A 25902-nucleotide genomic window follows, 5' to 3' on the forward strand; every position below is an offset into this window, starting at 1 on the left:
CGCTTACTCCAGCGCCAGCAGGGCGAAGGTGGCGAGCCAATGTTCGCCCATATAGTCGCCCGCGACATGGGGCAGGCTGGCGGCGACATGGACCTGCGCGGCGTCGCGCGCCAAGGTGGCGACTGCATCGTCCGGCCCCAGCGCAGCGGCGATCGCGCGCCAGCACCAGCTACGGCTCAAATTCAGGCCGTCGAGATGCGCGATCTTGCCGTCGCTGCGATCCGACACGCTGGCCGGCGTGAACAAGGTCGCCGGTTCGCCCCCTGCCAGATCGGGCAGGAAAGCGTGGAACCAGTCGGCAAAGGCCGCGCGGTCCAGCAGCCGGCTCATCAACAGCGCTTCGCATAGAGCGGGCGAGAGAAATTCGTCACCGCCCGGCTCCCACGCCTGGCATCCCCGATCCTGCCCGAACCAGCCGATCGCCTTGTCGCGGATCAGCGCGACCAGCGCCGGATCGCACGTCTGCGCCCAGTCCAGCGTCAGGGTGAGCGCGAAGGCGATGTTGAAATGGGTGCCGACCCGCAGCGGATAGGTCAGCTTGGGCAGGAAAGCGTGGAACCGCGCCGCGAAGGCGTCCGCCAGCGGGGCGAAGGCCGCCGCCCAGGGCGCATCGTGCCGCGCCAGTTCGGCATCCAGCGCCAGCGCCCAGGCCCAGCCATAGGGCCGCTCGAACCCGGCGCTCAAGGGCCGGTGCAGATAGGCGAGTTCGCCCGCCACCTTGTCCGGCACCAGCATCGCGTCGGCCCGCGCCCGGATCGCGCCGGCCTGCGCCATGTCGGGGAAGAGGCGCATCAGCCGCAGCACCTGCCACCAGCCATGGACGCAGCTATGCCAGTCGAAACTGCCGTGGAAGATCGGGTGATGATCCTCCGGCGCGCGCGCATCCTCCGGCCCGCCCATCACCAGGTCCATCTTGTAGGGATAGCGCCGCCCCAGATGCGACAGGGTCAGCGCGGCGAAACGGTTCGCGATATCGGGCGTCAGAAGCGTCATGGGAAAGCCAGCCAGTAGATGAGCGCGATGTTGACGATCAGCAGCGGGACGGCGGTGCCGACCTGCCGCTTGATGACGCCATGCTTGTCCTTCAGTTCCAGCAGGGCGGCCGGGACCAGGTTGAAATTGGCTGCCATCGGCGTCAGCAGGGTGCCGCAGAAGCCCGCCAGCATCCCGATGGCGCACACGATGGCGGGGTCACCATGATAGGTGCGGATCAAGAGCGGAATACCGATCGCCGCCGTCATCACAGGAAAGGCGGCGAAGGCGTTGCCCATGACCATGGTGAACAGAGCCATGCCGAGGCCATAGGCGATCACCGCGCCGATCAGGCTGCCCTGCGGGATCGCCTGTTGTACGATGGCGCCCACGACATCGCCCACCCCCGCCAGCGCGAACACCGCGCCCAGGCTGGCCAGCATCTGCGGCAGGATCGCGGCCCAGCCGACACAATCCATCAGCCGCCGCCCCTGCTGCAACGGCACGCTCGCTCCGGCGCGCAGCCACAGGCACCCCGCCGTCATCGCGATCAGCACGCCCAGCGCCAGCGCGATCAGCGTCGCCTGCTTCGGGTCGAACCAGCCGGGCGCGGCCTTGAACAGGAAGGTGCCGGCCAGCGCCGTCACCGGAATGATGAGCGCGATGGCGAACAGCCGGTTGACGAAGCGATCGGCCCGCGCCTGCCGCACCTCCGCCGGCACGCCGCCGTCGCCCCGGCCCAGCCCCAGCGCACCCAGCGCGACCAGGCCCAGCACCAGTACGCCATTGCCCAGGTCGCCCAGCGCATCACCCGCCCACATGGATGTCGCGAGCAAGGCCCAGAAGGCGGCCGTCGTCCAGCGGCGCGGGTTGCCGCGGTCCGCCACGCCCAGCAGCGCGAAGGCGGCGAACACCGCGCCCGCCAGCGCATAAACCCAGTGCAGCGTGATCATGGCGCGCGCTCCGCCCGGATGCGCGCCAGCCGCTTGTCGAGCCGCCACAGGCGAAAACCATGGATCAGCAGCGCGGCGATCGCGGTCGGGATCGCCCAGACCGATAGCTGGAGCGGCTCCAGGCTGATGCCATATTGCTCCAGCAGCCCCTTGATCAGCAGGATCGATCCGATGGCCAAAAAGATATCCTCGCCGAAGAACAGCCCGACATTGTCGGTCGCCGCGGCCCAGGCCTTGATCTCTTCGCGCGCATCCTCGTCCAGCTCGCCCGCCTGCGTTTCGGCTGCCGCCTCGGCGATCGGCGCGACCAGCGGACGCACCGTCTGCGGATGCCCGGCGACCGACGTCAGCCCGACCGCAGCCAGCATCTGCCGCAGGATCAGGTAGAAGGTCAGGAAGCGCCCGACCGTCGCCCCGCGCATCGTCGCGATCAGGCCGCGCGCCCGTTCCTGCAACCCATGCGCCTCCAGCAGGCCGACGACCGGCAGCACGATCCAGATGATGCTGACATAACGCGCCTCGTTGAACGCCTTGCCGAAGGCGGCGAGGATTGCCAGCGGATCGAGCCCCGCGGCCAGCCCGGTGACGATCGCCGACGCCAGGATCACCAGCAGCGGATGGAAGCGCAGCAGGAATCCCGCCACGATGATCGCAATGCCCAGCAGCACCATCAGCGATGCGCCCCCGCCATGCTAAAGCCCCGCCTCGATCGCCAGCCTGATGCCCTCCGCCGCGGTGCGCACATTCAGCGCGCGCAGCATCGCCGCACGGTGCATCTTCACTGTGCGTTCGGTCAGGCCCAGATCATAGGCGATCTGCTTGTTGAGGCGGCCTTGCGCCATGCCGACCAGCACCGCGCGCTGGCGCTCGGTCAACGTGGCGATCAGCGCGGCGGCGTCGTCCGCCCGCTGCGTCGCCGCATCCTCGACCACCATCTGGGAACCGAGAAAATAGTCCGGCGCCCCGTCCGTTCCGAAAATCGGCGCAATCATCACCGCATTGCGGAACGGTGTACCGTCCTTGCGATAATTGAGCAGTTCGACCAGCACCGGCCGCCAGTCACGCAGCGCGGCGCGGATGGCGTCGATCCCCGCCGCCTCCGTATGCGCGCCGGACAGGAAACGGCAATTGCGCCCGACGACTTCCGCCTGCCGGTATCCGGTCAGCGCCACGAAGGCGTCGTTGCACGCGACGATCGGATTATCGGGCAGTCGGGGATTGGTGAGGACCGCGGCGACGGCGCTTCCGGCGATCATTTCGGACAGGGACATGAACGACAGGCACTCGTGGTGGCGAAGACGCGCCGCCGCTGCGACGCCCTTGGCCATCCTGCCCCAGATCGCCCCCCCACCGCAAGGCGGGGGAGCACCATCGGAGATCAGCCCGCGAAACTGCCCGCATGGGCGAAGGCTTCGACCGGCTTGCGGTCGCTGGGCGCTTCACGCGCCTGCAATGCTTCGGGCAGTATCGCCTTGTCGCCCTGCCGGCCGATCGCGACCGCCGCTTCGATACGAAAGCGTTCGGGCACCGCCAGTTCGGCGCGCGCCTTGTCGAAATCGACGCCCGTCATGCCGTGGGTGTGATAGCCCAGCCGCGTCGCCTGCAGCGCCAGCAACGCCCAGGCCGCGCCCGCGTCGAAGCTGTGGCTGTGCGACGGCTTGAAATCGTCGGACCCCGGCGCCGCCATCAGCGTGTCGGACAGGATGAACACGATCGCGCCGGCATTCTGCACCCAGCCCTGGTTGAAGGGCAGCAGCACGTCCAGGAAGCGCGACCAGTCGGCGCCGTCACGATGCGCATAGAGGAAGCGCCAGGGCTGATAGTTGAACGCCGACGGCGCCCAGCGCGCAGCATCGAAGATCGTGTCCAGATCCTCTTGCGGAATCGCCGAGGAATCGAAGGCGCGGGGCGACCAGCGCTCCAGAAACAGGTTGTCGACGGCGCGCGTGACGGCGCGGGGATTAGTGGCCATGCTATCTCCTGAAAAATGGGGCGATGGGAAATGAGGTGCCCGATCTAGGCTATGTTTCGCGATGGCGAAATGATCGTTCCGTCAATTCACCGTTTCGCGCGGCGGCAGGCAAGCCTCGTCCGGGAGGGTAAAGGGAAACAGCGCGTCGGCGTCCCGCTCGATCAACACGACGGACGGTTCGCGCAACAAGGCCTGCACCAGCCGCGCGCGCCAGCGCCCGAACAGGCCCTCGGGGCCGTAACCATCCTGCTCCTGTCCGTCCTGCATAGACACTCCGCGCCGACTCATGCAGCTTATCTATCGATCTTATAGAGAAGCGTCCTACAAGCAATGCTCGTTCGGACGACAGAAAATTTTGCCGGATACCCGGCGCGGCGATCCGCCCTGAACGACATGGTATAGGCCGCGCCATCAGGCCGTGACGACCCAGTCTTCGACCAGCGCCACCGGCCACGCGCCAAGCGACTGGCCGACGCAGGGACCGCCGACGCATCGGCCATCCTGCCTGTCGAACAACGCGCCGTGCCAACTACAGGCGATGAAGCGTCCATCGGGTGTCAGATAGTCGTCCAGCTTTTGCGCCAGCGGCAGGCCGGCATGAGGGCAGCGATCGACAAAGCCCGACAGATGATGGCCATCGCGCACGACGAAGCCGTGGAAACGGCCCGCGCGCATCTGCAACACGAAATTGCGGGCGCCGCCGTCTTCCAGGCTATCGAGCGGGCACAATCGGACTCCCGCCGGCGTCGCCGCCACCCGCCCTTCGCTCATGCGTCGGCGTCCGGCTGCATCTCGGGATGCGCCGCGGCAACGAGCGGCAAGGCGGCGGCCTTGTCACCGGCCGCCACCAGCGCGGGGTAAGGCGTCAGGTCGACGCCGGAGCGCCGGGCGTTGAAAAGCTGCGGCACGAGATAACAGTCCGCCAGCGTCGGCGCGTCGCCGAACGCATGGCCGGCCCCATGGCGCGCGACCATCTGTTCGAGAGCCGCGAAGCCCGCGCCGATCCAGCGATGGCTCCAGGCATCGATCTGCGCCTGATCCGCGCCGAAATCCTGCTTCAGCGCCCGGAGGACGCGCAGATTGTTGAGCGGATGAATGTCGCACGCGATCAGCGCCGCCATCGACCGGACGATCGCCCTGTCGTCCTCATCCTGCGGCAGCAAAGCCGGTTCCGGCCACCGGGCGTCGATCCATTCGAGAATGGCGGGGCTTTCGATCAGCACCGTATCGCCGACCTGCAACGCGGGCACCAGTCCATGCGGCGCGATCGCCAGATAGGCGTCGTCGCTCTGGGCGCCTATGCGCAGGTCGTGATTGACCTGCGCATAGGCGACGCCCTTGAGGTTGAGCGCGATCCGCACGCGATAGGCAGCCGACGATCGCCAATAGCCATGCAGGACGACCTCGCTCATGGCGCTGGCATCACCATCGCCCGGCATTCGCCCAGACCGATGGACACGCGCCCCGGCGCCGACGCATGGGCGCGCAGGATGATCTCGTCGCCATCCTCCACGAAGGCGCGGGTTTCGCCATTGGGCAGGGTGATCGGTTCCTTGCCGCCGATGCTCAGCTCCATCAGGCTGCCGAAACCGTCGCTTGTGGGCGCGGAAATGGTGCCCGTCCCCAGCAGGTCGCCCGGATTGAGGTTGCAGCCATTGGACGCATGATGGGCGACGATCTGCTGCACGGTCCAGTACATGCTGGTCGCAGGACCGCGGCTGAGGCGAACGGGCGCCCCCCCCGCCTCCCGCATCCTCGCGGTCAGCAGCCAGGCTTCCAGCGTGAGGGCGAGCGCGCCATGCGCCTGATCGCCCGGGTCCAGCAGATAGGGCAGCGGCGGCGGATCGCCCTGCGGCCGCGCGGGCTGGGCCATGCGGAAAGGCGCCATCGCCTCGGCTGTGACGATCCACGGCGAGATGGTCGACTGGAAATTCTTGGCCAGGAAGGGGCCGAGCGGCTGATATTCCCACGCCTGAAAATCGCGCGCGGACCAGTCGTTGAGCAGGCAGAAGCCGGCGACATGATCGGCGGCCTGCGCGATCGGAATGGGGGTGCCGAGCGCATTGCCCGGCCCGATCCATACGCCCAGCTCCAGCTCATAGTCGAGGCGGGTGGTCGGCCCGACGACCGGCGCATCGGCCTCGGGCGGCTTGCGCTGGCCCAGCGGTCGCCGCAGCGGCACGCCCGATGCCCGGATCGAGGAGGCGCGACCATGATAGCCGATCGGCACATATTTATAATTGGGCAACAGCGGATTGTCGGGCCGGAACTGGCGGCCGACATTATTGGCGTGATGGATGCCGACATAGAAGTCGGTATAGTCGCCGATCCGCGCGGGGACGTGCAGGGTGCAGTCCGCCGCGGCATGCAGAAAGGCCGCCGCCGCCGACCGATGCGCCGGATCGGACAACAATCCGCTCACGCCATGGCGCAGCGCCCGCCGCCGGTCGGCCGGCAAGCCGAGCAGGTCGTTCACCACGCTGCCGCGGCAGGCGGCCGCCAGATCGTCGGGCAGCAACCCCGCATCCGCGCAGGCCCGCAGGTCGAGAATGCGGTCGCCGATCGCGACGCCGATGCGCGGCGCCAGACCGGATGGGGAGAACAGCCCGATCGGCAGATTCTGGATCGGGAAATCGGCATGGCCCTGCGCGCTTTCGACCCAGCTGGTCAGCGCCGGGTCATGCGTCGCGTCGGTCGTCCACCAGTCCGCCATCACGAATCCCCCTTTGCGACCGGCAATTGCGCCTTGCGGAAGCCCGCCCAGCAGGCGTCATAGTCGGATTGCAGCAGCGGCGTGTCCATCGCCCAGGCGGTCGGCCGTATCATGTGGCGGCTCTCGAACATGAAGGCCATCGTCCCCTCGATCCGGTGCGGCGCCAGCGCTGCGGCGACCGCCTTGTCATGGCTCGCCACGTCCGGCCCGTGACCGGACATGGCATTGTGCAGGCTGGCGCCGCCAGGTGCGAAGCCGCCGGCCTTGGCGTCATATTCGCCCTCGATCAGCCCCATATATTCGCTCATGACGTTGCGGTGGAACCAGGGCGGGCGGAACGTGTCCTCCGCCACCATCCAGCGCGGCGGAAAGATCACGAAGTCGATATTGGCCGTGCCGGGCGTGTCGCTGGGCGATGTCAGCACGGTGAAGATGGACGGATCGGGATGGTCGTAGCTGACCGTGTTGATCGTGTTGAAACGCGTCAGATCGTACCGATAGGGCGCGACCGTGCCGTGCCAGGCGACCACATCGAAGGGACTGTGGTCGATCGTCGTCGCCCACAGCCTGCCGCCGAATTTCTGGACGATCTGGGTCGGCCGCTCGACATCCTCGAACGCCGCGACCGGCGCTTCGAAATCGCGCGGATTGGCCAGGCCGTTGGACCCGATCGGGCCAAGGTCCGGCAGGCGGAACAGCGCACCATAATTTTCGCAGACATAGCCGCGCGCAGGCCCGCCCGGCAGTTCCACCCGGAAACGGATGCCGCGCGGGATCAGCGCGATCTGCAACGGCGCAACGGTCAGGACGCCCATCTCCGTCACGATCCGCAACGCACCGACCTGCGGCACGATCAGCAGTTCGCCATCGGCGCAAAAGAAGGCGCGATCGACCATCGACCGGTTCGCGGCATAGAGATGGATGCCGCAACCGACCCCCGCCGCGACATCTCCATTGCCGGCATAAGTGACCAGGCCATCGACAAAATCCGTGGGTTCCACCGGCATGTCCAGCGGGTTCCAGCGCAGGCGATTGGGCGAGGCGGGCCTTTCGGCAAAGGGACCGGACCGCAGCAGGCTGTCGCGATCATAGGCCAGGAACGGGCCGTGACCGGCGCTCGGCCGCATACGGTAGAGCCAGCTACGCCGGTTTTCGTGCCGCGGCGCGGTGAAGGCGGTCGCCGAAAACTGCTCGGCATAAAGGCCGAAAGGCACGCGCTGCGGCGAATTGCGCGCCACCGGCAGCGCGCCGGCAATCGCCTCGGTCGCATGATGGTTGCCAAAGCCGGTCAGGAACAGGTCCGTCATTCGTCCACCGTGATGACGCCGCGCCGGATCTGGTCCAGCTCGATGCTTTCGAACAGTGCCTGGAAATTGCCGTTGCCGAAACCCTCATTGCCCTTGCGCTGGATGATCTCGAAGAAGATCGGGCCGAACATATTCTCGGTGAAGATCTGCAGCAATATGCCCTCGCTCTCCACATCGCCGTCGATCAGGATACGGTTCGCGCGCAACCGCTCCAAATCCTCGCCATGGCCGGGCACCCGTTTGTCGACCAGCTCATAATAGGTTTCGATCGTGTCCTGCAACGTCACCCCGCGCCCGCGCAGCCGCTCGACCGTGTCGTAGATATCGGCGGTGGTGAGCGCGAGATGCTGGATACCCTCGCCATTATATTGGCGGATGAACTCCTCGATCTGGCTCCTGTCGTCCTGGCTTTCGTTCAGCGGAATACGGATCGCCTTGTCCGGCGCGATCATCGCCTGGCTGAACAGGCCGGTGGCCTGCCCCTTGATATCGAAATATTTCTGCTCTTCGAAATTGAACAGCGTGCGGTAGAATTCGCTCCACACCCGCATCTGGCCGCGCCGGACATTGTGGGTCAGATGGTCGAGCAGGTCGAGGCCGACATTGTTTCGCGCTTCCGCTTCGCGCCAGCCGGGGAACGCCGCCCAGTCGGCATAGAGATCGGCATCGTCCGCCACGAAATAGAGGTAGGAGCCGCCGATGCCCTGGATCACGGTGTCATCCTCGTCGGTGCGCTTGGCGCCATGGTCCAGCGCCCAGCGCATCGCCGCCTGCGGGTCGTTGACGCGGAACGCCATGGCGCTGGCGGATGCGCCATGCTCGCCCCGAAACGCCGCGACGCGACCGGCATCGTCGCGGTTGAGCATCAGGTTGATGCGACCCTGCTTGTAACGGGTGATGTTCTTCACCGGATGGCGATGCGTCGCGGTAAAGCCAAGCTGCTCGAACTGCGCGGCCATACCGTCCGGATCGGGCGAGGTGAACTCGACGAATTCGAAACCGTTGAGGCCGAGCGGATTGTCGGTCGTAGGCTCCGCTGCAGGGCTGGCGTGGGTGGCCATGGGCAAATCCTCTCTCTTTATGTCAGTCATGAAACAGGGCCGGCGTCTTCAGCGCTCTCATGCACCGACCTCCGCCCGACTGTGGGCATAGGCCTGCGTTCCGCGGGTGAAGACCCGGTCGCCCGGCAACAGCGCGTCGGTGGCAAGGTCGGGCTGACCGTCCAGTTCCGCATAAAGCGGCGCGAAATCCGTCTGGGCCGTCTGGCGCAGAAGGTCTTCGAAACTGTCGATCACGAAATAGCTCTGCTGATAATCGTCGATTTTGTAGTTGGTCCGCATCAGCCGCCTCAGATCGAACCCGAGCCGATGGGGCGACGGATCGTCCAGCGCGAACAGGGATTCGCCATAGGAGGAGACGATGCCGGCACCATAGACCTTGAGCCCGTCGTCCTGGCGGATCAGGCCGAATTCGACCGTATACCAGTAAAGCCGCGCCAGCCGCTCGATCGCGCCCAGGCCGTCGGCGCGCAGCCCGCCCTGCCCATAGGCCTGCATGTAATCGGCGAATACCGGGTTCGCGAGCAGCGGCACATGGCCGAACACGTCATGGAAGATGTCCGGCTCCTCCAGATAATCGATCTGGTCGGGGGTCCGGATGAAGCGCCCCGCGACGAAGCGACGGTTGGCGAGATGGTCGAAAAATACGGCGTCGGGGACCAGCCCGGGCACCGCGACGACCTGCCACCCCGTCGCCTTCATCAACCGTTCCGACAGCGCATCGAAATTGGGAATGCCCGGCTTGTCCATGCGCAATATGTCGAGGCCCGCCATAAATTCCGGCACGACGCGGCCGGGCAGCATCTTCCCCTGCCGTTCGAACAGGCGATCCCACATCGCATGTTCCGCCGCGGTATAACGGCCCCAGTCCTGGGCAATGGTCCAGTCGTCGGCAGCGCCCTTCGGTCGTTCGTGCATATCCTGTCCCATGCCGACCTTATCGCATGGAAAAGCCGAAATCCTGTTTCAATATATGCGGGTTATCGCCATAAATTGAACCACAGGTTTCACAATATGAAGGAATATGAAACATGATCGATCTGGACGCCGTCGATCGGCGCATTCTCGACCAGCTGCAATCGGACGCCACGCTCAGCAATGCGGAACTGGCCGATCGGGTCGGCAGTTCCGCCGCGTCCTGCTGGCGGCGGGTCAAGGCACTGGAGGCGGCGGGGGTGCTAGGCCCGGCGGTCCGATTGCTGAATGCCGTGGCGATCGACCGGAAGGTCAATGTCTTCTGCAACATCCGCGTGCGCAGCCATGCGCGCGAGGTGCGGGCGCCGTTCGAGGCGTTCGTGCGCGAGCGGCGGGAGATCATCGAATGCTATTCCATGTCGGGGGACTGGGATTATCTGCTGCGCGTGGTCGCGGCGGACGTCGAGGATTATGAGCGCTTCCTGATGCGCGTCCTGCTGGAACATCCTGCCGTCGGCGGCGCATCGTCGCATTTCGCGCTGTCGCTCACCAAATATACGACCGCCTTGCCAGTATAGGGAAATTGGGGTGTTCCTGGTTATCCGGGGCCGGTCGACATTCCGTGTTGACGGCCTGCAAATGTCCTAAAGTACATGAACGGCATTTTCCCGCTTTTCCGGCCGGATATAAATGGACGTCAGCTCCGGCATGGCGCGCTTGAGTTCGGCTTCGATCGCTTCGATCAGGGTTTCGCCCTCGCCCATGGTCAGCGCATCCTCGAAATCCGCACTGATCGCGACGAAGACCGCATCGGGCGCGGTGTGGATGGTCCTGACATGATTGACCGCCACGATCTCCGGCCGACGCTCGACCGCACGCCACACCTGTTCGATCAAAGCCGGGTCGGCGCTTTCCCCGATCAGCAGGCCCTTGGCTTCGCGCGCGAGCATGATGGCGACGAAGGCCAGCACCAGGCCGATGAGGATCGATGCGACCCCATCGATCCGGGCATCGCCATAATGATGGCTCGCCCAGATGCCGACGCCCGCGATGATGAGTCCGATCAGGGCCGCGCTGTCCTCGAACAGGACGATGAAGCCCGCGGGATCTTTCGATCGCCGCACCGACTGCCACCAGCTCGCCGCACCGCGTTTGCGATCGAAGTCGCGCATCGCGATCAGCCAGGACGCGCCCTCCATCGCAAAGGCGATGCCCAGGACGATATAGTTGATCGCGGGGTCGAGCAGCGGCTCTGGCGCCTGGATATGCGCCCAGCCCTCGTAGATCGATACACCCGCGCCCACGGCGAAGATCAGGATCGCGACGACGAACGCCCAGAAATACAGTTCGCGGCCATAGCCGAAGGGATGGGCGCGATCGGCGGGGCGGCGTGCGCGCTTCTGGCCGTAAAGCAGCAGCAACTGGTTGCCGCTGTCCACCAGCGAATGAAAGCCTTCGGTCAGCATCGACGACGATCCGGTGATCGCAGCCGCCACGAACTTGGCGACCGCGATCCCCATATTGGCCGCCAGCGCGCCGTAGAGGACGATGTTGGCCCGGATATGGGCGGTCCACCCCGGATCGCTCATTCAAACGGCGCCGCTGGCTGGCCTGTATGGGACGTCACGCATCATCCTTTGGTCGGCAGGGCCCAGGCGATCACCTGATCCCCGATCGGGGTCTTCATGAAGTGATGGCCGCCGGTCATCAGCACCACATATTGGCGGCCATTCTGTTCATAGACCATCGGCGTCGCCTGTCCGCCAGCGGGCAGCGCGGTCTGCCACATGATCTTGCCGGTCCTGAGGTCGATCGCCTTGAACAGGTCGTCGGTGGCCGCCGCGATGAAGATGAGGCCGCCCGCCGTCACGACCGAGCCGCCATTATTGGGCGTGCCGATGGTGAAGGGCAGATAGCTGGGGATGCCGAACGGGCCGTTCTTGCGCGCCGATCCGAACGGGCGGTCCCAGATCGTCTTGCCGGTGGCGATGTCGATCGCCCGGATGCCGCCATAGGGGGGCTGTTTGCACAGCATCCCGGTGAAGGGCATCTGCCATCCGGCATTCACATCGATCGCATAGGGGGTTTCCGCCTGCGGATCGCCCGCGCCCTCGGCATGGGGCTTGCCACCCCGGCTGGCGTTGCCGCCCTTGTCCTGCCTGGCCATGTCGGCCTTCTGCTCGCGGGTGAACCAGCCCTTTTTGTCGGCCTCGGCGCGGGGCACGAGGCGGACATAATTGGGCATGTCGTTATAGTTGGCGACGATCACGCCCCGCGCAGGGTCGACGGCGACGCTGCCCCAGTCCGTCCCGCCATTATAGCCGGGATATTCGATCGAATGGCGGGTCGTTTCAGGGGGCGTGAAGAAGCCCTTGTAGCTCGCCCGGCGGAAATTGATGCGGCAGATCATCTGGTCGATCGGCGACATGCCCCACATGTCGGACTCCGTCAGCGGCGCCTTGCGCAGCGTCTGCCACAGCGAGACGATCTGCGTCGGCGCGCGCTGGCCGGGTTCGACGCCGCCGCCCGGCGCCCTGATCGTGCCGATCGGCGTCAGCGGCCGGCCGGTCGCCCGGTCCAGCACATAGATGTCGCCCTGCTTGGACGACACCAGCAGGGCGGCCTTGCCCTTATAATCGATCAGCGTGGGCTGGCTGCCGAAATCATAGTCCCATACGTCGTTCTTGACCGCCTGGAACGTCCAGCGCGGCTTGCCCGTCGTCACGTCCAGCGCGACGATCGAGGTAGCAAAGCTGTTTTCCACCGGCGAACGCATCGTGCTCCAATAATCGACCGTGCTGTTGCCCATCGGCAGATAGACCAGCCCCAACGCCTCGTCGCCGCTGGCGATCGTCCACATATTGGGCGTGCCGCGCGACCATTGCTGGCCTTCGGGCGGATAGCTATTCCATTCGGGATGCTTCATGTCCCAGGCGAAGCGCAGCTTGCCGGTGACCGCGTCGAAACCCTGGATCACGCCCGACGGCTCCCAGCGCTGCTGCCCGTCCAGCGTCTGGTGCCCGGTCACCGCGATATCGCGAATGATGACCGGCGGCGAGTTGATCGAGACGAGGCCGGGGAAGACCTTGCCCATGCCGATCTTGGCATCGACCTGGCCGTTGGTTCCGAAATCGGGGCAGGGACGCCCGGTTTCGGCATCGACCGCGATCAGGCGGGCGTCCAGCGTCCCTTCGATCAGCCGCCTGGCGCAGAGCGATCCGGGCGCGGCGTTCGGGACGGCATAATAGCTCACCCCGCGGCAGGCGGCCGTGTAGGGAATCCAGGCGTTCGGCACCTTGGGGTCGAAGCGCCAGCGCTCCTTGCCCGTGGCCGCGTCGAGCGAGATCATGATATTCTTGGCGGAGCAGAGGTAGAGCGCATTGCCGACCTTCAGCGGCGTCGTTTCGGCGCCATATTGGGCGGCGGCGGCCGCATCGCTCGGCATGTCGCCGGTATGCGCCAGCCAGACCTGCTTGAGCTGCGCGACATTGCCGGCATTGATCTGGGTCAGCGGCGAATAGCGCCGCGCCGCGCCGGTGCCGCCATAAGCGGGCCAGTCCGCGCCCGTCGCCATGCCCGACGGGTCCATCATCCCTATCGAATTTGGCGCAGGCAGCGCCGCGACCGAAACGTCGCGCGTGCCCAGGAAGGTAAACAACAGCGCCGTCGCCACGACCGCAACGCCGACGCCCACGCCCGCCAGCTTCCAGCGATTGGCCGCCCGCGTCAGCGTCGGCATGACCAGGAAGGTCGCGACCAGCAGCACGACCGGCGCGATGATGCGCGGCACCAGCGCCCAGACGAGATTGCTGCTAGCATCGAAAAAGGCCCAGAGCACGGTGGCCGCCACGACGGCGATATAGGCGTAGGCGCCCAGCATCCGGCTGCGCATCAGCATCACGCCGGCGAAGAGCATCGCGACCCCGGCCAGCCCATAATAAAGCGAGCCGCCGAGCGTAGCGAGCCATATGCCCCCGCCTGTCAAAACCACGCCTATGGCGGCGATGACGAAACCCAGGATGATGGCTGGCCAGCTACGACGTTCGGGCAATTGGAAATTCCTCGTCTCGATGGTCGATGGCGCCCGCCACCGAACGGGCAGGTCCCCGCCGCGCAGGGACTAAAATTCTGACAAATGTTTCTGTTCCGGTTCTCAATCGAAACTTACCGTTTCCAAGGTCCGGCATCGGCCGCTGCCGGAAAGAATGCACCCGGGACGGGCCACGGCCATCGCCGCCTCCCGGCGACAATCGGTCGATCTTGCGCGAACTCCGCCGCAAAATGCGCCGGTCGGGTTACGGGCAGACAGCGGCTTTCCGACACCGACGCAGCGACGCCCCATAATGGCGGCGACGGAAGGACATCATGACGGCAGCACATCGGTTGACATGTCATGAAGCGCGGCTATCCCATTTCCTCATAGCGTGAACTGGAGAGATAACATGCAGTCCCTACCGTTAGCGTCTGTGTTTTCACACAAATACGACAAGGATGTTTCGGATTGGGGTGGCCATTCGGGCAGCGGATCAAGCCCGTATCACACCATGGCATACCGTATGTTTCTTGAGCAATTCATCGCCCTGAACAATATTCGTTCGGTGACCGACGTCGGCTGCGGCGACTGGCAGTTTTCGAAGTTCATCAATTACGACGGCGTATCCTATCAGGGATATGATGTCGTTCCCACCATAGTCGCTCAAAATATCGCGCTTCACTCATCGGATGACGCGAATTTCGACGTCATGCCGGACGATGTCATGGATGTCAGAGGCGGCGATTTGCTGATCATGAAAGACGTGCTTCAGCATCTGCCCGATGACGTCATCATGGGATTTGCCGCAAAGCTTTTCCCCAAATTCAAATATTGTCTGCTGACAAATTCCTATCGGAAGCTGGATACGCCCCAAAATATCGACATCGAGACAGGGGGCTTTCGCTGCCTGGACCTCACAGAGGCGCCCTATAATGTCGCGGGGACATATGTTCTGCAATTCAACAGTCCGCTGTGGGAGGAATTGAGGGTTCTGCTCGTCAGCAATCATTGATCGCTGCGGGGCGGACCGAAGCCTGTCCTTGGGGCAGGGTTCTGCTCCAGGGCCCGGATTTCGTCCCCTCCAGACCGGGGGATGGCGGCAAGGCGTGCGTTGCGCGCCAGCGCGTCGTCACTATCGATGACACGAACCGGATCGACATATCGCACGCCGCCCCGCGTCATGCCGCGCGATCCCATATTGGCCGTCAAGAGAAAGAGGCGTGAAGCGACACGTACAGCCGCCCTTTTCGAGAGCGACGAAAACAGATTTCGTGGAGAAACTGGCGGAGAGGGTGGGATTCGAACCCACGGTACCCTCTCGGGCACGCCGCATTTCGAGTGCGGTGCATTCGACCACTCTGCCACCTCTCCGCAGAAGGTCCGGCCTGCGCCGTCCCGGTCGAGGGGCGGCCATTAGCGAATGAAATCGCGCTTGCCAAGCGGCCTTTCCGGTATTTTTCTTGTGTCCGCCGGGCAGCATCCTAAATTGGGGGAATGAAAGACACGATTCAGATTTTCGGCGCCGGCGTCACTGCCCCGCCGATCGTCCATGCCCGCTTCAATATCGGCGATGTGGTCAAGCATCGCATGTTCGGCTTTCGCGGCGTCGTGTTCGATATCGATCCGGTCTTCGCCAATAGCGAGGAATGGTATGAAGCGATTCCTGAAACCGCGCGGCCAGACAAGGACCAGCCCTTCTATCACCTGCTCGCCGAAAATGGCGAATCCAGCTATGTTGCCTATGTCAGCCAGCAGAATCTGGTCACCGACGACAGCGACGAGCCGGTCGATCATCCCGCCATCACCGGCATGTTCGGCCCCTATGCGGACGGCAAATATCGCCTGCGCCCGCTCCACCGCCACTAAGGTGCTGGACATCGGCCCGGGCATCGGATTGCCGGCCGCGGGCCTGCGCCGCACGGCGCTGACGCTGCTGCTCGCCTGCGCGCTGGCGGCTCCTGCCGCGGCCGTGCCGCCGCCAGCCCCCGCCCGCGCCGCCCCCGGCCCTGGCCCCAATGCCGACCCGACCTTCCCCTTCTCCAATGAGGTGGAGGCCTTCGCCAAAGCCAACAGCGCCGGTCCCCCGATGCGCGACGCCACGCTCTTCCTGGGCAGCTCCAGCATCCGGCTGTGGGACATAGCGGGCAGCTTCACCGACATCGGCACCGTCAATCGCGGCTTCGGCGGCGCGACCACGGCCCATGTCCTCCATTATTACAAGCGGCTGCTCCCGCCCGTCCCGCCGCGCTCGGTAGTCGTCTATGTGGGCGAGAATGATCTGGCCGCCGGCACGACGCCTGACGCCGTATCGCGCGACATCCTGACCCTGCTCAAGCGGCTGCGCGCCGATTATCCCCGCGCCGCCATCGTCTGGCTCTCGCTCAAGCCCAGCCCGATCCGCTGGACGCTCTGGCCCAAGATGGCGCAGGTCAACGCCGCCATCGCAGCACGCGCCAGAGCGGAGAAATTCGACTATCTCGACGTCGGCACCGCCTTGCTGGCGCGCGACGGCCTGCCCGACGCCTCGCTCTTCCGCCCCGACGGACTGCACATGAATGCGCGCGGCTATCAGCGCTGGACGGGACTGGTGGACGCCTATCTCGACCATGCCCGGCCGGTCGGCACGAGTGGCGGCAAAACTTCCTGAACAGCGCCGCCTTTTTGCTCTGTCCTCATGCCCATCGCGGGTCCATAGTCGGTTGCATATCACTTTCCGATTGATCCACAGCCAAGCAACATTATTACCAGCCGGATCAAGGACGCCAGAAAAAGCCAAGGGGACATGCGGGTGACGACGGATAGCAAGGCAACGCCGATGGCGGAGCTGACGATCAGGGGCGTGATCCTCGGCGCGCTCATCACCCTCATCTTCACCGCGGCGAACGTCTATCTGGGCCTCAAGATCGGCCTGACCTTCGCCACCTCCATCCCCGCGGCGGTCATCTCCATGGCGGTGCTGCGGCTGTTTGCGACCGGCACGATCCTGGAAAACAATATCGTCCAGACCATCGCGTCCGCCGCCGGCACGCTCTCGGCGATCATCTTCGTGCTGCCTGGCCTGGTCATCATCGGCTGGTGGCAGGGCTTCCCCTATTGGCTGTCGGCCTGCACCATCGCGCTGGGCGGCATATTGGGCGTCATGTATTCGGTGCCGCTGCGCCGCGCGCTCGTCACCGGCTCCGACCTGCCCTATCCCGAAGGCGTCGCCGCCGCCGAAGTGCTGAAGGTCGGCGCGGGTTCGCGCGAGGGGCTGGAGGAAAACCGCCGCGGCCTCGCCGCGATCGTCGCCAGCGCGATCGCCGCCGCCAGCTTCTCGATCGTCGCCAAGACGAAGATCCTAGCCGAAGAAGCCGCCACCTTCTTCAAATTCGGCGCGGGCGCGACGTCGGTCTCCACCAGCTTTTCGATGGCGCTGATCGGCGTCGGCCATCTCGTCGGCCTGTCGGTCGGCGTCGCCATGTTCATCGGCCTGCTCATCAGCTGGGTCGGCATCGTGCCCTATCTGACCACGCCTGTTCCCGCCGGCGCGGACCTGGCCGACCTCGTCGGCACCACCTTCCGCATGAAGGCGCGCTTCATCGGCGCGGGCACGATCGGCGTCGCGGCGATCTGGACCCTGCTCAAGATCCTCGGCCCCATCGTCAGCGGCATCCGCTCCGCACTGGTCGCCAACGCCACGCGCAAGGCAGGCAACGCCGCCGACCTCGACATTACCGAGCGCGACCTGCCTATCTCCATCGTCGGCGGCACCATCCTGGCTGCGCTGGTGCCGATCGGCTTCCTGCTCTGGGTCTTCGCGCAGGGCGGCCCGATCGCCGCCAACCCCGTGCCCGTCATCGGCCTGACCCTGGCCTATGTGCTGGTCGCGGGCATCGTGATCGCGTCGGTCTGCGGCTATATGGCGGGCCTGATCGGCGCGTCGAACAGCCCGATTTCGGGCGTCGGCATCCTCGCCGTGCTGGGCGCTTCGCTGATGCTGGCCGCCATCTACGGATCGGGCGGCGGCGATCCCAAGCAGACGCAGGCGCTGATCGCCTATGCCCTGTTCACGACGGCGATCGTGTTCGGCATCGCGACCATCTCCAACGACAATCTGCAGGATCTCAAGACCGGCCAGCTGGTCGGCGCGACGCCGTGGAAGCAGCAGATCGCGCTGATCCTGGGCGTGCTGTTCGGCGCGCTGGTGATCCCGCCGGTGCTAGACCTGCTCAACAGCGCCTTCGGCTTCGCCGGCGCGCCCGGCGCCGGGCCGAACGCCCTGCCCGCACCGCAGGCGGCGCTCATCTCCGCGCTGGCCAAGGGCGTGCTGGGCGGCGATCTCGACTGGGGGCTGATCGGCATCGGCGCAGGGATCGGCTCGGTCGTGGTGCTGGTCGACGAACTGCTCGGCCGCGCCGGCAAGCTGCGCCTGCCCCCGCTTGCGGTCGGCATGGGCATCTACCTGCCGATGGCGCTGACCCTGCTGATCCCGGTCGGCGCGGTGATCGGCCATTTCTACAACCGCTGGTCGCTGCGCCAGTCGAACCCGGAATTCGCCGAACGCATGGGCGTGCTGATGGCGACCGGCTTCATCGTCGGCGAAAGCCTGTTCGGCGTCGCCTTCGCCGGCATCGTCGCCAGCACCGACAGCGATGCGCCGCTGGCGCTGGTGGCGGAAAATCCCTGGGCCGTGCCGCTCGCGATCCTGATCTTCGCCGGGGTTATCGCCGCGCTCTACGCCAAGCTCAAAAACTGGGCCAGCAGCCCGCTCAGCTAAGCCTTTCCCGGTCACCTGTCCCAAAGGGAAGCGGAAAAGCGCGGCCATTTATGCGTTTGTACCTGTCCGATGGGACAGGAGGACGCATCATGAAACCGGATCGGAATGTCGATCGCGTCATGCTGGATGATGAAGCGGCGCTGCTTTACTGGACCTGCCGCTTCGACGTGTCGCCCGATGAACTGGAGGAGGCCGTCGACATCGTCGGCGACAGCGTCGATGCGGTCGCGGCCTATCTCAACGTGGGCAAGGGCCGGGAACGGGAATAGCCTCCGACCTTCGGACGCCCGCCCGATCCGGGCCGCGCGCTTTTTCCCCGTCTAATATCTGCGATATTCACGGATCTGTCACGGCTCTGGAATGAAGTCGTAACATCAATCTCCCACTGCGCGCCTCAACGACTGGCAGGCGGAACGACGCCGCATTGCCGCGCCAACAGGGAGAATATCGATGAACCACCTACTTCGCGGCGCGAGCCGCGCAGCCATCATGCTCGCGCTCGCGACCCCCGCAGCGGCTTTTGCCGGCACCATCGCCGGCACCGTGTCCGACGGCACCGGCACGCGCGCGCTACAATCGACGCAACTGCGCATCGTGGAAACCGGCCGCATCGCCGAAGCGGGCCGTGACGGCAGCTATCGCTTTCCCGATGTCGCGCCCGGCACCTACACGATCGAGGCCCGCTATGTCGGTGCCGATCCGGTCCGCACCACCGTCATCGTGCCCGCCAGCGGCGATGTCGATGCCGACATCCGCATCGGATCGAATATCGACGCGTCGATCATCGTCGTCGGCCAGGTCGCCAACCAGGCCTCGACGCTGTCCCGTCAGCGCGCCGCCGACGGTGTCGAAAGCGTCCTGACCCGCGACGCCATCGGCCAGTTCCCCGACCAGAATGTCGCCGAATCGATCCGCCGCCTGCCCGGCGTCAACATCCTGAACGACCAGGGTGAGGGCCGCTTCGTTTCGGTCCGCGGCCTCGATCCCGAACTCAACGCCGCCTCGATCAACGGCACGCGCATCCCCGCACCGGAAAGCGACGTCCGCTCGGTCGCGCTCGACGTCATCCCGTCGGAACTGATCGAATCGATCGAAATCAAGAAGTCGCTGACGCCGGACATGGACGCCGACACCATCGGCGCGTCGATCGAGATCAACACCACCAGCGCCTTCGACCGCAAGAAGGATCTCTACACGGTCAAGCTGGAAGGCAGCTATAACGACTATGCCGATGCACTGACGCCCAAGGGCAGCTTCGACTTTTCGACCCGCATCACCGACCGGTTCGGCATCGCCGGTGGCGTCAGCTACTATAAGCGCAAGTTCCAGACCGACAATATCGAGGCGGCCGACTGGAACCAGACCGACGACGGCACCGCCTATGCCGAAGAAGTCCAGTATCGCGACTATGACGTGCAGCGGAAGCGCCTCGGTGGTTCGCTCAGCCTCGACTGGCTCGCGACGGACACGACCAAACTTTATGCGCGCGGCATCTACAGCCAGTTCGACGACCAGGAATATCGCGGCGACGTGACCCTGATCATGAGCGAGCCTCCCGCATCGGCTTCGGGCGATACCGTCCAGTTCAGCGACGAGGACGGCCGCATCGAAGTACGCCGCCGCATGAAGGATCGGTTCGAGCGCCAGCGGATCAAGTCGCTGACCCTGGGCGGCGTCACCGAAACCGGCCCGTGGAAGGCCACCTATGCCGGCAGCTGGTCCGAATCGAGCGAGCGCGAGAATGGCTCGATTGATCCCACCCGTTTCCGCGCCCGTTTCGACGGCGACGGCGTCGACGTGAATTTCGACTATTCCAACCCGATGAAGCCGACCTTCACGGTCAGCGGCAACACCGCCGATTTCTACGACCCCGAAAGCTATGGTTTCAACGAACTGGAGCGCACCACGCTGTCCAATTCGAAGGACCGCGAATATATGATAAAGGGTGACATTTCACGCGCCTTTGCAAGCGATGGCGGCACCTTCACGGTGCAGACGGGCATGAAGGCGCGCTGGCGCAAGAAGAGCTACGACCTCCAGGCCGACGTCTATGACGACTATGACGGCGACTACACGCTCGCCGACGTGCTGGGCGGCCAGACCTACCGCATCCAGGACATCCTGCCCCTGCCCAGCCACACCGGCCCGACCGACTTCTTCTACGACAACATCGCCAATTTCGAACGCAACGAGCTGGACTCCACGCTCAATTCGGCGACGTCGGACTATTCGGTGAAGGAAGACATCCTGGCGACCTACCTGCTGGGCCGCTGGGACAGCGAGACGCTGCGCGTCATCGGTGGCGTCCGCATGGAGCAGACCCGCAACGACATCCGCGCCTTCCTGACCGAAACGGACTCGGACGAGAATGTCACGATCACGCCCAACCGCTTCATCCGCAACTACACCAACTGGCTGCCCAGCCTGACGGTCCGCTACGAACCCGTCCGCAACCTCGTCTTCCGCGCGGGCGGCTACAAGAGCCTCGTGCGTCCCAAGCTGTCCAACCTCGCGCCGCGCTTCGACATCAACGAGGATCGCGAGGCGACCTTCGGCAACCCGAACCTCAAACCCTATCAGGCGTGGAACGCCGACCTGTCGGCCGAATGGTATTTCGGCACCAATGCAGCGTTGACCGCCGGCTTCTTCTGGAAGTCGGTCAAGGACTTCGTGGTCGAACAGCGGATCACCGATCCGGGCACGATCATGGGCGTCGATTATGAGGAACTGACCACCTACATCAATGGCGACAAGGCCAAGATCAAGGGACTGGAACTGTCCTACAGCCAGGTGTTCAGCTTCCTGCCCGCGCCGTTCGACGGCCTGCTGCTCAACGCCAACTATACCTATACCGACGCCAAGGGCACGGTGCCGACCGACGGCGACATCAGCGATCCGCGCAAAATCCCGCTGATGTCCTCGTCCAAGAACACCTTCAACCTGGTGCTGGGCTACGAAAAGGGTCCGGTCTCGCTGCGCGCGGCCGGCACCTATCGCGACAAATATCTGGACGAACTGGGCAGCGAAGCCGATCAGGACCGCTATGTCGACAATCACTTCCAGCTCGACCTGAGCGCCAAATACCGGGTCGCGCCGGGCGTGCGCGTGTTCGCCGAGTGGATCAACGCCACCAACGAACCCTATTTCGCCTATCAGAACTACGCCGGGTCGAAGCGCATCCTGCAATATGAAGAATATAACTGGACCGCGAAGTTCGGCGTCACCGCCAGCTTCTGATCCGCCCCTTGTTCCCCTCTGCCGGCCGGGTTCCCTTACCCGGCCGGCTTTTTGCTTTTACCGGAGTCCAGGCCATGATCCGCCTCGCCCTCATCGCTCTGCTGGCCGGCACGGCGCCCGCCGATGCCCAGACACCGACGCCACCCGTCCCGCGCTCGACCGGCACGCCCTATGCCGCGCGCAGCCTGCCCGACCGCATCATCCTGACGCCCGCCGCCGATCCGGCCCGCGGCATGGCGGTGGCCTATCGCACCGACGCCGCCCAGTCGCCTAGCGAAGCGCAGATCGCCATCGCGGTCGACGGCCCGACGCTGGAGGAAAAGGCGCAGACCATCGCGGGTTCGCCTGGAACGGCAAAGGACAGCGCCAACGGCCCGGCCCTCTATCACCAGATCCGCTTCGACAATCTGACTCCCGACACCGTCTACGCCTATCGGCTCAAGGGCAGCGCGGGCTGGAGCGAATGGCTGCAATTCCACACGGCTTCGACAGAGGCGAAGCCTTTCCGTTTCCTCTATCTGGGCGACATCCAGAACGGCATATTGACCTATGCCAGCCGCGTCATTCGTCAGGCCTTCCATGCCAATGGCGGCATCGAACTGGTCGCCCATGCCGGCGATCTCGCGGCGCAGCGCGACGATCTCGACCATGACGACGAATGGGGCGAATGGAACCAGGCGGGCGGCTATAACTGGTCGATCGTCCCGCAACTGCCCGCCACCGGCAATCATGAATATGTCGACGTGGCGCTGCCGGACGGCACGGAAAGCCGCCGGCTCGGCCCGTATTTCCCGCTCCAGTTCGCCCTGCCCGACAATGGCGTGCCGGGCCTGAAGACGACCTATTTCGTGGACTATCAGGGCGTACGCTTCATCATCCTCGACGGCACCTCGGCGATCGATCTCGGCACCATGGCGCAGCAGACCCAATGGCTCGACGCCACGCTGGCATCCAGCAAGGCGACATGGAATATCGTCCTGTTCCACCAGCCCGTCTTCACCTGCGCCCGGCCGCAGGACACGGCGGAGATCAAGGCCGCGTGGAAGCCGGTGTTCGACAAGCGCAAGGTCGATCTGGTGCTGCAAGGCCATGACCATTGCTACAGCCGCCTGACCTCCGAAGCGGGACGCGAAGCCTCCGCCACGGCGCGCAGAAATGGCGCGATCCAGGGGCCGGTTTATCTCGTCTCGGTCACCGGCGCCAAAATGTACGGCCTCAACGACCGCGCCCGCACCCAGCCCGACAGGACTGCCGAAGCGACCGAACTCTATCAGGTGGTGGATGTGGCCAATGACGGCGGTATCGACCGGCTCACATTTCGCACCTTCACCGCATCGGGCAAGCTCTATGACGGCTTCGACCTGGAAAAGCGGGCGGACGGCAATCATCTGACCGGCACCACCGAACCGACCATCGCCCAACGCACCTGCACCGGCAATATCGGCCCCGACGGCGGCAAATGCGTCGCGCGCGGCAAGTGAGGAAGACCAAGATGAAGCCTTTCGCCCTCCCCCTCACCAGCCTCCTCGCCCTGGCCGCCTGCACCACGACGGAAGCGGAAGTGCCCGTCGCCACCCGCATCGCCAACGCCACTGCGGCGGTGACCGTCACCGCGCGCGGCGAAACCACGCCGGTCGGCACCGCCAATGCCGACGCGGCCGACGACCCCGCGATCTGGCGCAACCCGGCCGACCCCGCGCAGAGCCTGATCGTGGGCACCGACAAGAAGGCCGGGCTCTACGTCTATGGCCTCGACGGCAAGACCCGCGACTTTCTGAACGCGGGCCGGGTCAACAATGTCGACCTGCGCGACGGCGTGACGATCGCCGGCCGGCCCGGCATCCTCGTCGTCGCGTCCGACCGCAGCGATGTCGCCCACGCGAAGCTCGCGCTCTTCCGCCTCGACCCCGCCACGGCCAAGCTCACGGCGCTGGGCAAGGTCGATGCCGGGACCGGCGAGGCCTATGGCGTCTGCCTGTCGCGTGAAGGCGCGGCGACCTACGGCTTCATCGTACTGAAGGACGGCACCATCCATCAGGTCGCGCTCGACGCATCGGGCGCGACGCCGACCGGCACGATCGTCCGCACCATGAAGCTCGGCACCCAGTCGGAAGGCTGCGCCGTCGATGATCGCACCGGCACCCTCTATGTGGCGGAGGAGGATGTCGGCCTCTGGCGCTTCGACGCGCGCGCGACCGGATCGGCCATGCCGACGAAGATCGCTGCGGCCGACGGGAAGAATCTGGTCATGGATGCCGAAGGCGTCGCCATCGCGCCGATCGGCGCGAAGGACGGCTATGTCCTCGTGTCCAGCCAGGGCGACAATGCCTATGTCGTCTACCGGATCAGCGACGACTCCTATGTCGGTCGCTTCCGCGTGGTGGACGACGCCATCGGCGGATCGGAGGAAACCGACGGCATCGACCTGATGCTCGGCGATTTCGGCCCGGCCTATCCCGGCGGGCTGTTCGTGGCGCAGGACGGCCACAATGCGACCGCCGCCCAGAATTTCAAACTGGTCGCCTGGGACGACATCGGCAAGGCGCTGGGGCTGCCACGCTGACTTCCCACTAAAGGTGGATTGCCCTCTCCGCGGCGCCGGGCGACAAGGCCCCAAAGCGCCGGGGAGAGGGCATGACCATCAAGGAACTATATGACGCGAAGCGGATGTCGGCGCAGCAGGCCGTCGCGCTGATCCCGGATGGCGCGAAGATCGCCGCCGGCCTCGCCGTCAGTTTCCCGCCCGCGCTGGCGGCGGCGCTGGCCGACCGGGTGCGCGCCGGCGCGCTGCGCGGCGCCACCCTCTACGCCATGCTCGCGCCCGCAGTGTCCGCCGCCGCGATCCTCGCACCGGACCTCGCCGACCGCATCCGCCGGATCAGCCTGTTCCATGGCGGCGTGGAGCGCGCGAATGACGCGCTGCTATCAGGCGGCGTGGAGCCGCTAACCGAATTGCTGCCGGTCTCGTTCCACCAGATACCCCGCGCCCTGACCGAGCATATCGGCGTGGACAGCTTCATCACCACCGTCTCGCCGATGGATGCGAATGGCTATTTCAGCCTCGGCACCGACACCGACTATGCGCTGGCGGTCGCGCGCAGCGGCGCGCGGCTGGTCGTGGAGGTCAACCCCGCCATGCCCTATGTGCATGGCGACTGCCTGATCCATGTGTCGGACGTCGCTGCGCTGGTCGAACATCATGTCCCGCTCTGCCAGACCCCGTCCCTCCCCCGCAACGCCACGGACGACGCGATCGGCGCGATCATCGCCGCCATGGTGGAGGATGGCGCCTGCCTGCAAATGGGCATCGGCGCGGTGCCCGACGCGGTCTGCGCCGCGCTGATGGGCCATCGGCGCCTGGGCATCCATACCGAACTCCTCTCGCCCGGCCTTGTCAGCCTGATCCAGGCAGGTGTGGTCGACAACAGCGCCAAGAGCCTGCACCCCGGCAAATCGGTCTTCACCTTCGCCATGGGCGACCAACCGCTCTACGATTTCCTGCACGACAATCCGACGCTCGACGCCCGGCCGGTCGAATATGTGAACGCGCCGCATGTCATCGCGCAGAATGACGCCATGCTTTCGGTCAACGCCACGCTGCAACTGGACCTGTCGGGCGCCTGCAATTCGGAATTCGTGAACGGCCGCCAATATAGCGGGACCGGCGGCCAGCTCGATTTCGTGCGCGGCGCCTATGCGTCGAAGGGCGGCCGGTCGATCATCGCCTGCCATGCGACCGCCGCGAAAGGCACGATATCGCGCATCGTCCCCTGGCTCGACGGCCCGGTCACGACGCCGCGCACCGATACCCATATCATCGTCACCGAATTCGGCTCCGCCGACATGAAGGGCAAGAGCCTGGCCGATCGCGCCCGCGCGCTCATCGCCATCGCCCACCCCGCCTTCCGCGACGATCTGGAACGCGCCGCGCGCGAACGGCGAATCCTCTGAATCAAAAAGGGCGGTGGATCGCGCCACCGCCCTTC

At 65.4% G+C, this 25902-nt stretch carries 24 protein-coding genes and 1 tRNA gene; 10 read left to right on the forward strand and 15 right to left on the reverse strand.

The window, feature by feature from the left end:
* Positions 1–3: 3 nt before the first annotated feature.
* The 12 genes from ABT375_RS09730 to phhA all read right to left on the reverse strand — a co-directional run bounded on the left by ABT375_RS09730 (position 4) and on the right by phhA (position 9893).
* Positions 4–993 carry a DUF2891 domain-containing protein gene (locus ABT375_RS09730; RefSeq protein ID WP_416462293.1) on the reverse strand — a complete coding sequence of 330 codons (990 nt, stop codon included), beginning with the start codon at positions 991–993 and terminating at the stop codon, positions 4–6.
* A complete protein-coding gene (locus ABT375_RS09735; protein ID WP_416462294.1) occupies positions 990–1925 on the reverse strand; it encodes a DUF979 domain-containing protein in 936 nt (311 codons plus the stop codon). The genes ABT375_RS09730 and ABT375_RS09735 overlap by 4 nt, the downstream gene beginning before the upstream one ends.
* Positions 1922–2599 (reverse strand): DUF969 domain-containing protein, encoded by a 678-nt coding sequence (locus ABT375_RS09740; RefSeq protein ID WP_416464875.1) that lies wholly within the window; start codon positions 2597–2599, stop codon positions 1922–1924. Before ABT375_RS09740 ends, ABT375_RS09735 begins: the two co-directional genes overlap by 4 nt.
* Positions 2600–2617: 18 nt before the next feature.
* Positions 2618–3196, reverse strand: coding sequence for a LuxR C-terminal-related transcriptional regulator (locus ABT375_RS09745; RefSeq protein ID WP_261936195.1), 579 nt, complete (start codon positions 3194–3196; stop codon positions 2618–2620).
* Positions 3197–3303: 107 nt separating this feature from the next.
* Positions 3304–3897 (reverse strand): nitroreductase family protein, encoded by a 594-nt coding sequence (locus ABT375_RS09750; RefSeq protein ID WP_416462295.1) that lies wholly within the window; start codon positions 3895–3897, stop codon positions 3304–3306.
* An 81-nt stretch (positions 3898–3978) separates the two neighbouring features.
* Positions 3979–4185, reverse strand: coding sequence for a hypothetical protein (locus tag ABT375_RS09755; RefSeq protein WP_416462296.1), 207 nt, complete (start codon positions 4183–4185; stop codon positions 3979–3981).
* Positions 4186–4308: 123 nt separating this feature from the next.
* Positions 4309–4668 (reverse strand): Rieske (2Fe-2S) protein, encoded by a 360-nt coding sequence (locus tag ABT375_RS09760; protein WP_416462297.1) that lies wholly within the window; start codon positions 4666–4668, stop codon positions 4309–4311.
* Positions 4665–5309 (reverse strand): maleylacetoacetate isomerase, encoded by a 645-nt coding sequence (maiA, locus tag ABT375_RS09765; RefSeq protein WP_416462298.1) that lies wholly within the window; start codon positions 5307–5309, stop codon positions 4665–4667. Before maiA ends, ABT375_RS09760 begins: the two co-directional genes overlap by 4 nt.
* Complete coding sequence (gene fahA, locus ABT375_RS09770; RefSeq protein WP_416462299.1) at positions 5306–6610, reverse strand: fumarylacetoacetase; 1305 nt, start codon at positions 6608–6610, stop codon at positions 5306–5308. The genes maiA and fahA overlap by 4 nt, the downstream gene beginning before the upstream one ends.
* Complete coding sequence (gene hmgA / locus ABT375_RS09775; RefSeq protein WP_416462300.1) at positions 6610–7917, reverse strand: homogentisate 1,2-dioxygenase; 1308 nt, start codon at positions 7915–7917, stop codon at positions 6610–6612. Before hmgA ends, fahA begins: the two co-directional genes overlap by 1 nt.
* Positions 7914–8978: a 4-hydroxyphenylpyruvate dioxygenase gene (hppD, locus tag ABT375_RS09780; RefSeq protein ID WP_224550446.1), complete on the reverse strand. Its 1065-nt coding sequence runs from the start codon at positions 8976–8978 to the stop codon at positions 7914–7916. Before hppD ends, hmgA begins: the two co-directional genes overlap by 4 nt.
* Positions 8979–9035: 57 nt before the next feature.
* Positions 9036–9893, reverse strand: a complete 858-nt coding sequence (gene phhA, locus ABT375_RS09785) for a phenylalanine 4-monooxygenase (protein ID WP_416462301.1) — start codon at positions 9891–9893, stop codon at positions 9036–9038.
* A gap of 113 nt (positions 9894–10006) precedes the next feature.
* Here phhA and ABT375_RS09790 point away from each other — a divergent pair, with 113 nt between their 5' ends.
* The gene (locus ABT375_RS09790; protein ID WP_224550444.1) at positions 10007–10468 is read left to right on the forward strand and encodes an Lrp/AsnC family transcriptional regulator; all 462 of its coding nucleotides are present in this window, start codon (positions 10007–10009) and stop codon (positions 10466–10468) included.
* A gap of 66 nt (positions 10469–10534) precedes the next feature.
* On the opposite strand, the gene ABT375_RS09795 is transcribed toward ABT375_RS09790, so the two are convergent.
* On the reverse strand, positions 10535–11479 hold the full coding sequence (locus tag ABT375_RS09795; protein WP_416462303.1) for a cation diffusion facilitator family transporter: 945 nt from the start codon (positions 11477–11479) through the stop codon (positions 10535–10537).
* 41 nt (positions 11480–11520) lie between these two features.
* The gene (locus tag ABT375_RS09800; RefSeq protein ID WP_416462304.1) at positions 11521–13941 is read right to left on the reverse strand and encodes a membrane-bound PQQ-dependent dehydrogenase, glucose/quinate/shikimate family; all 2421 of its coding nucleotides are present in this window, start codon (positions 13939–13941) and stop codon (positions 11521–11523) included.
* A gap of 391 nt (positions 13942–14332) precedes the next feature.
* Here ABT375_RS09800 and ABT375_RS09805 point away from each other — a divergent pair, with 391 nt between their 5' ends.
* Positions 14333–14935, forward strand: coding sequence for a hypothetical protein (locus ABT375_RS09805; RefSeq protein WP_416462306.1), 603 nt, complete (start codon positions 14333–14335; stop codon positions 14933–14935).
* Between the two features lie 269 nt (positions 14936–15204).
* On the opposite strand, the gene ABT375_RS09810 is transcribed toward ABT375_RS09805, so the two are convergent.
* Positions 15205–15294, reverse strand: a tRNA-Ser gene (locus ABT375_RS09810).
* 123 nt (positions 15295–15417) lie between these two features.
* On the opposite strand from ABT375_RS09810, the gene hspQ reads away from it, so the two are divergent.
* From hspQ to ABT375_RS09850, 8 genes are all read left to right on the forward strand, one after another.
* On the forward strand, positions 15418–15789 hold the full coding sequence (gene hspQ, locus ABT375_RS09815) for a heat shock protein HspQ (protein ID WP_261936184.1): 372 nt from the start codon (positions 15418–15420) through the stop codon (positions 15787–15789).
* A complete protein-coding gene (locus ABT375_RS09820) occupies positions 15746–16570 on the forward strand; it encodes a GDSL-type esterase/lipase family protein (protein WP_261936183.1) in 825 nt (274 codons plus the stop codon). Before hspQ ends, ABT375_RS09820 begins: the two co-directional genes overlap by 44 nt.
* Positions 16571–16711: 141 nt before the next feature.
* The gene (locus tag ABT375_RS09825) at positions 16712–18679 is read left to right on the forward strand and encodes an OPT family oligopeptide transporter (RefSeq protein ID WP_416462308.1); all 1968 of its coding nucleotides are present in this window, start codon (positions 16712–16714) and stop codon (positions 18677–18679) included.
* Between the two features lie 89 nt (positions 18680–18768).
* Positions 18769–18948, forward strand: a complete 180-nt coding sequence (locus ABT375_RS09830; RefSeq protein ID WP_416462310.1) for a DUF3606 domain-containing protein — start codon at positions 18769–18771, stop codon at positions 18946–18948.
* 181 nt (positions 18949–19129) lie between these two features.
* Complete coding sequence (locus ABT375_RS09835; protein ID WP_224551014.1) at positions 19130–21916, forward strand: TonB-dependent receptor; 2787 nt, start codon at positions 19130–19132, stop codon at positions 21914–21916.
* A 74-nt stretch (positions 21917–21990) separates the two neighbouring features.
* Positions 21991–23397, forward strand: coding sequence for a metallophosphoesterase (locus ABT375_RS09840; protein ID WP_416462312.1), 1407 nt, complete (start codon positions 21991–21993; stop codon positions 23395–23397).
* An 11-nt stretch (positions 23398–23408) separates the two neighbouring features.
* Positions 23409–24479: a phytase gene (locus ABT375_RS09845; protein WP_416462313.1), complete on the forward strand. Its 1071-nt coding sequence runs from the start codon at positions 23409–23411 to the stop codon at positions 24477–24479.
* A 71-nt stretch (positions 24480–24550) separates the two neighbouring features.
* The gene (locus ABT375_RS09850) at positions 24551–25867 is read left to right on the forward strand and encodes an acetyl-CoA hydrolase/transferase family protein (protein WP_416462314.1); all 1317 of its coding nucleotides are present in this window, start codon (positions 24551–24553) and stop codon (positions 25865–25867) included.
* Positions 25868–25902 lie beyond the last annotated feature (35 nt).

The sequence above is a fragment of the Sphingomonas sp. VDB2 genome, from assembly GCF_047946695.1.
In the GTDB taxonomy this organism is placed as follows: Bacteria; Pseudomonadota; Alphaproteobacteria; order Sphingomonadales; family Sphingomonadaceae; genus Sphingobium; species Sphingobium bisphenolicum.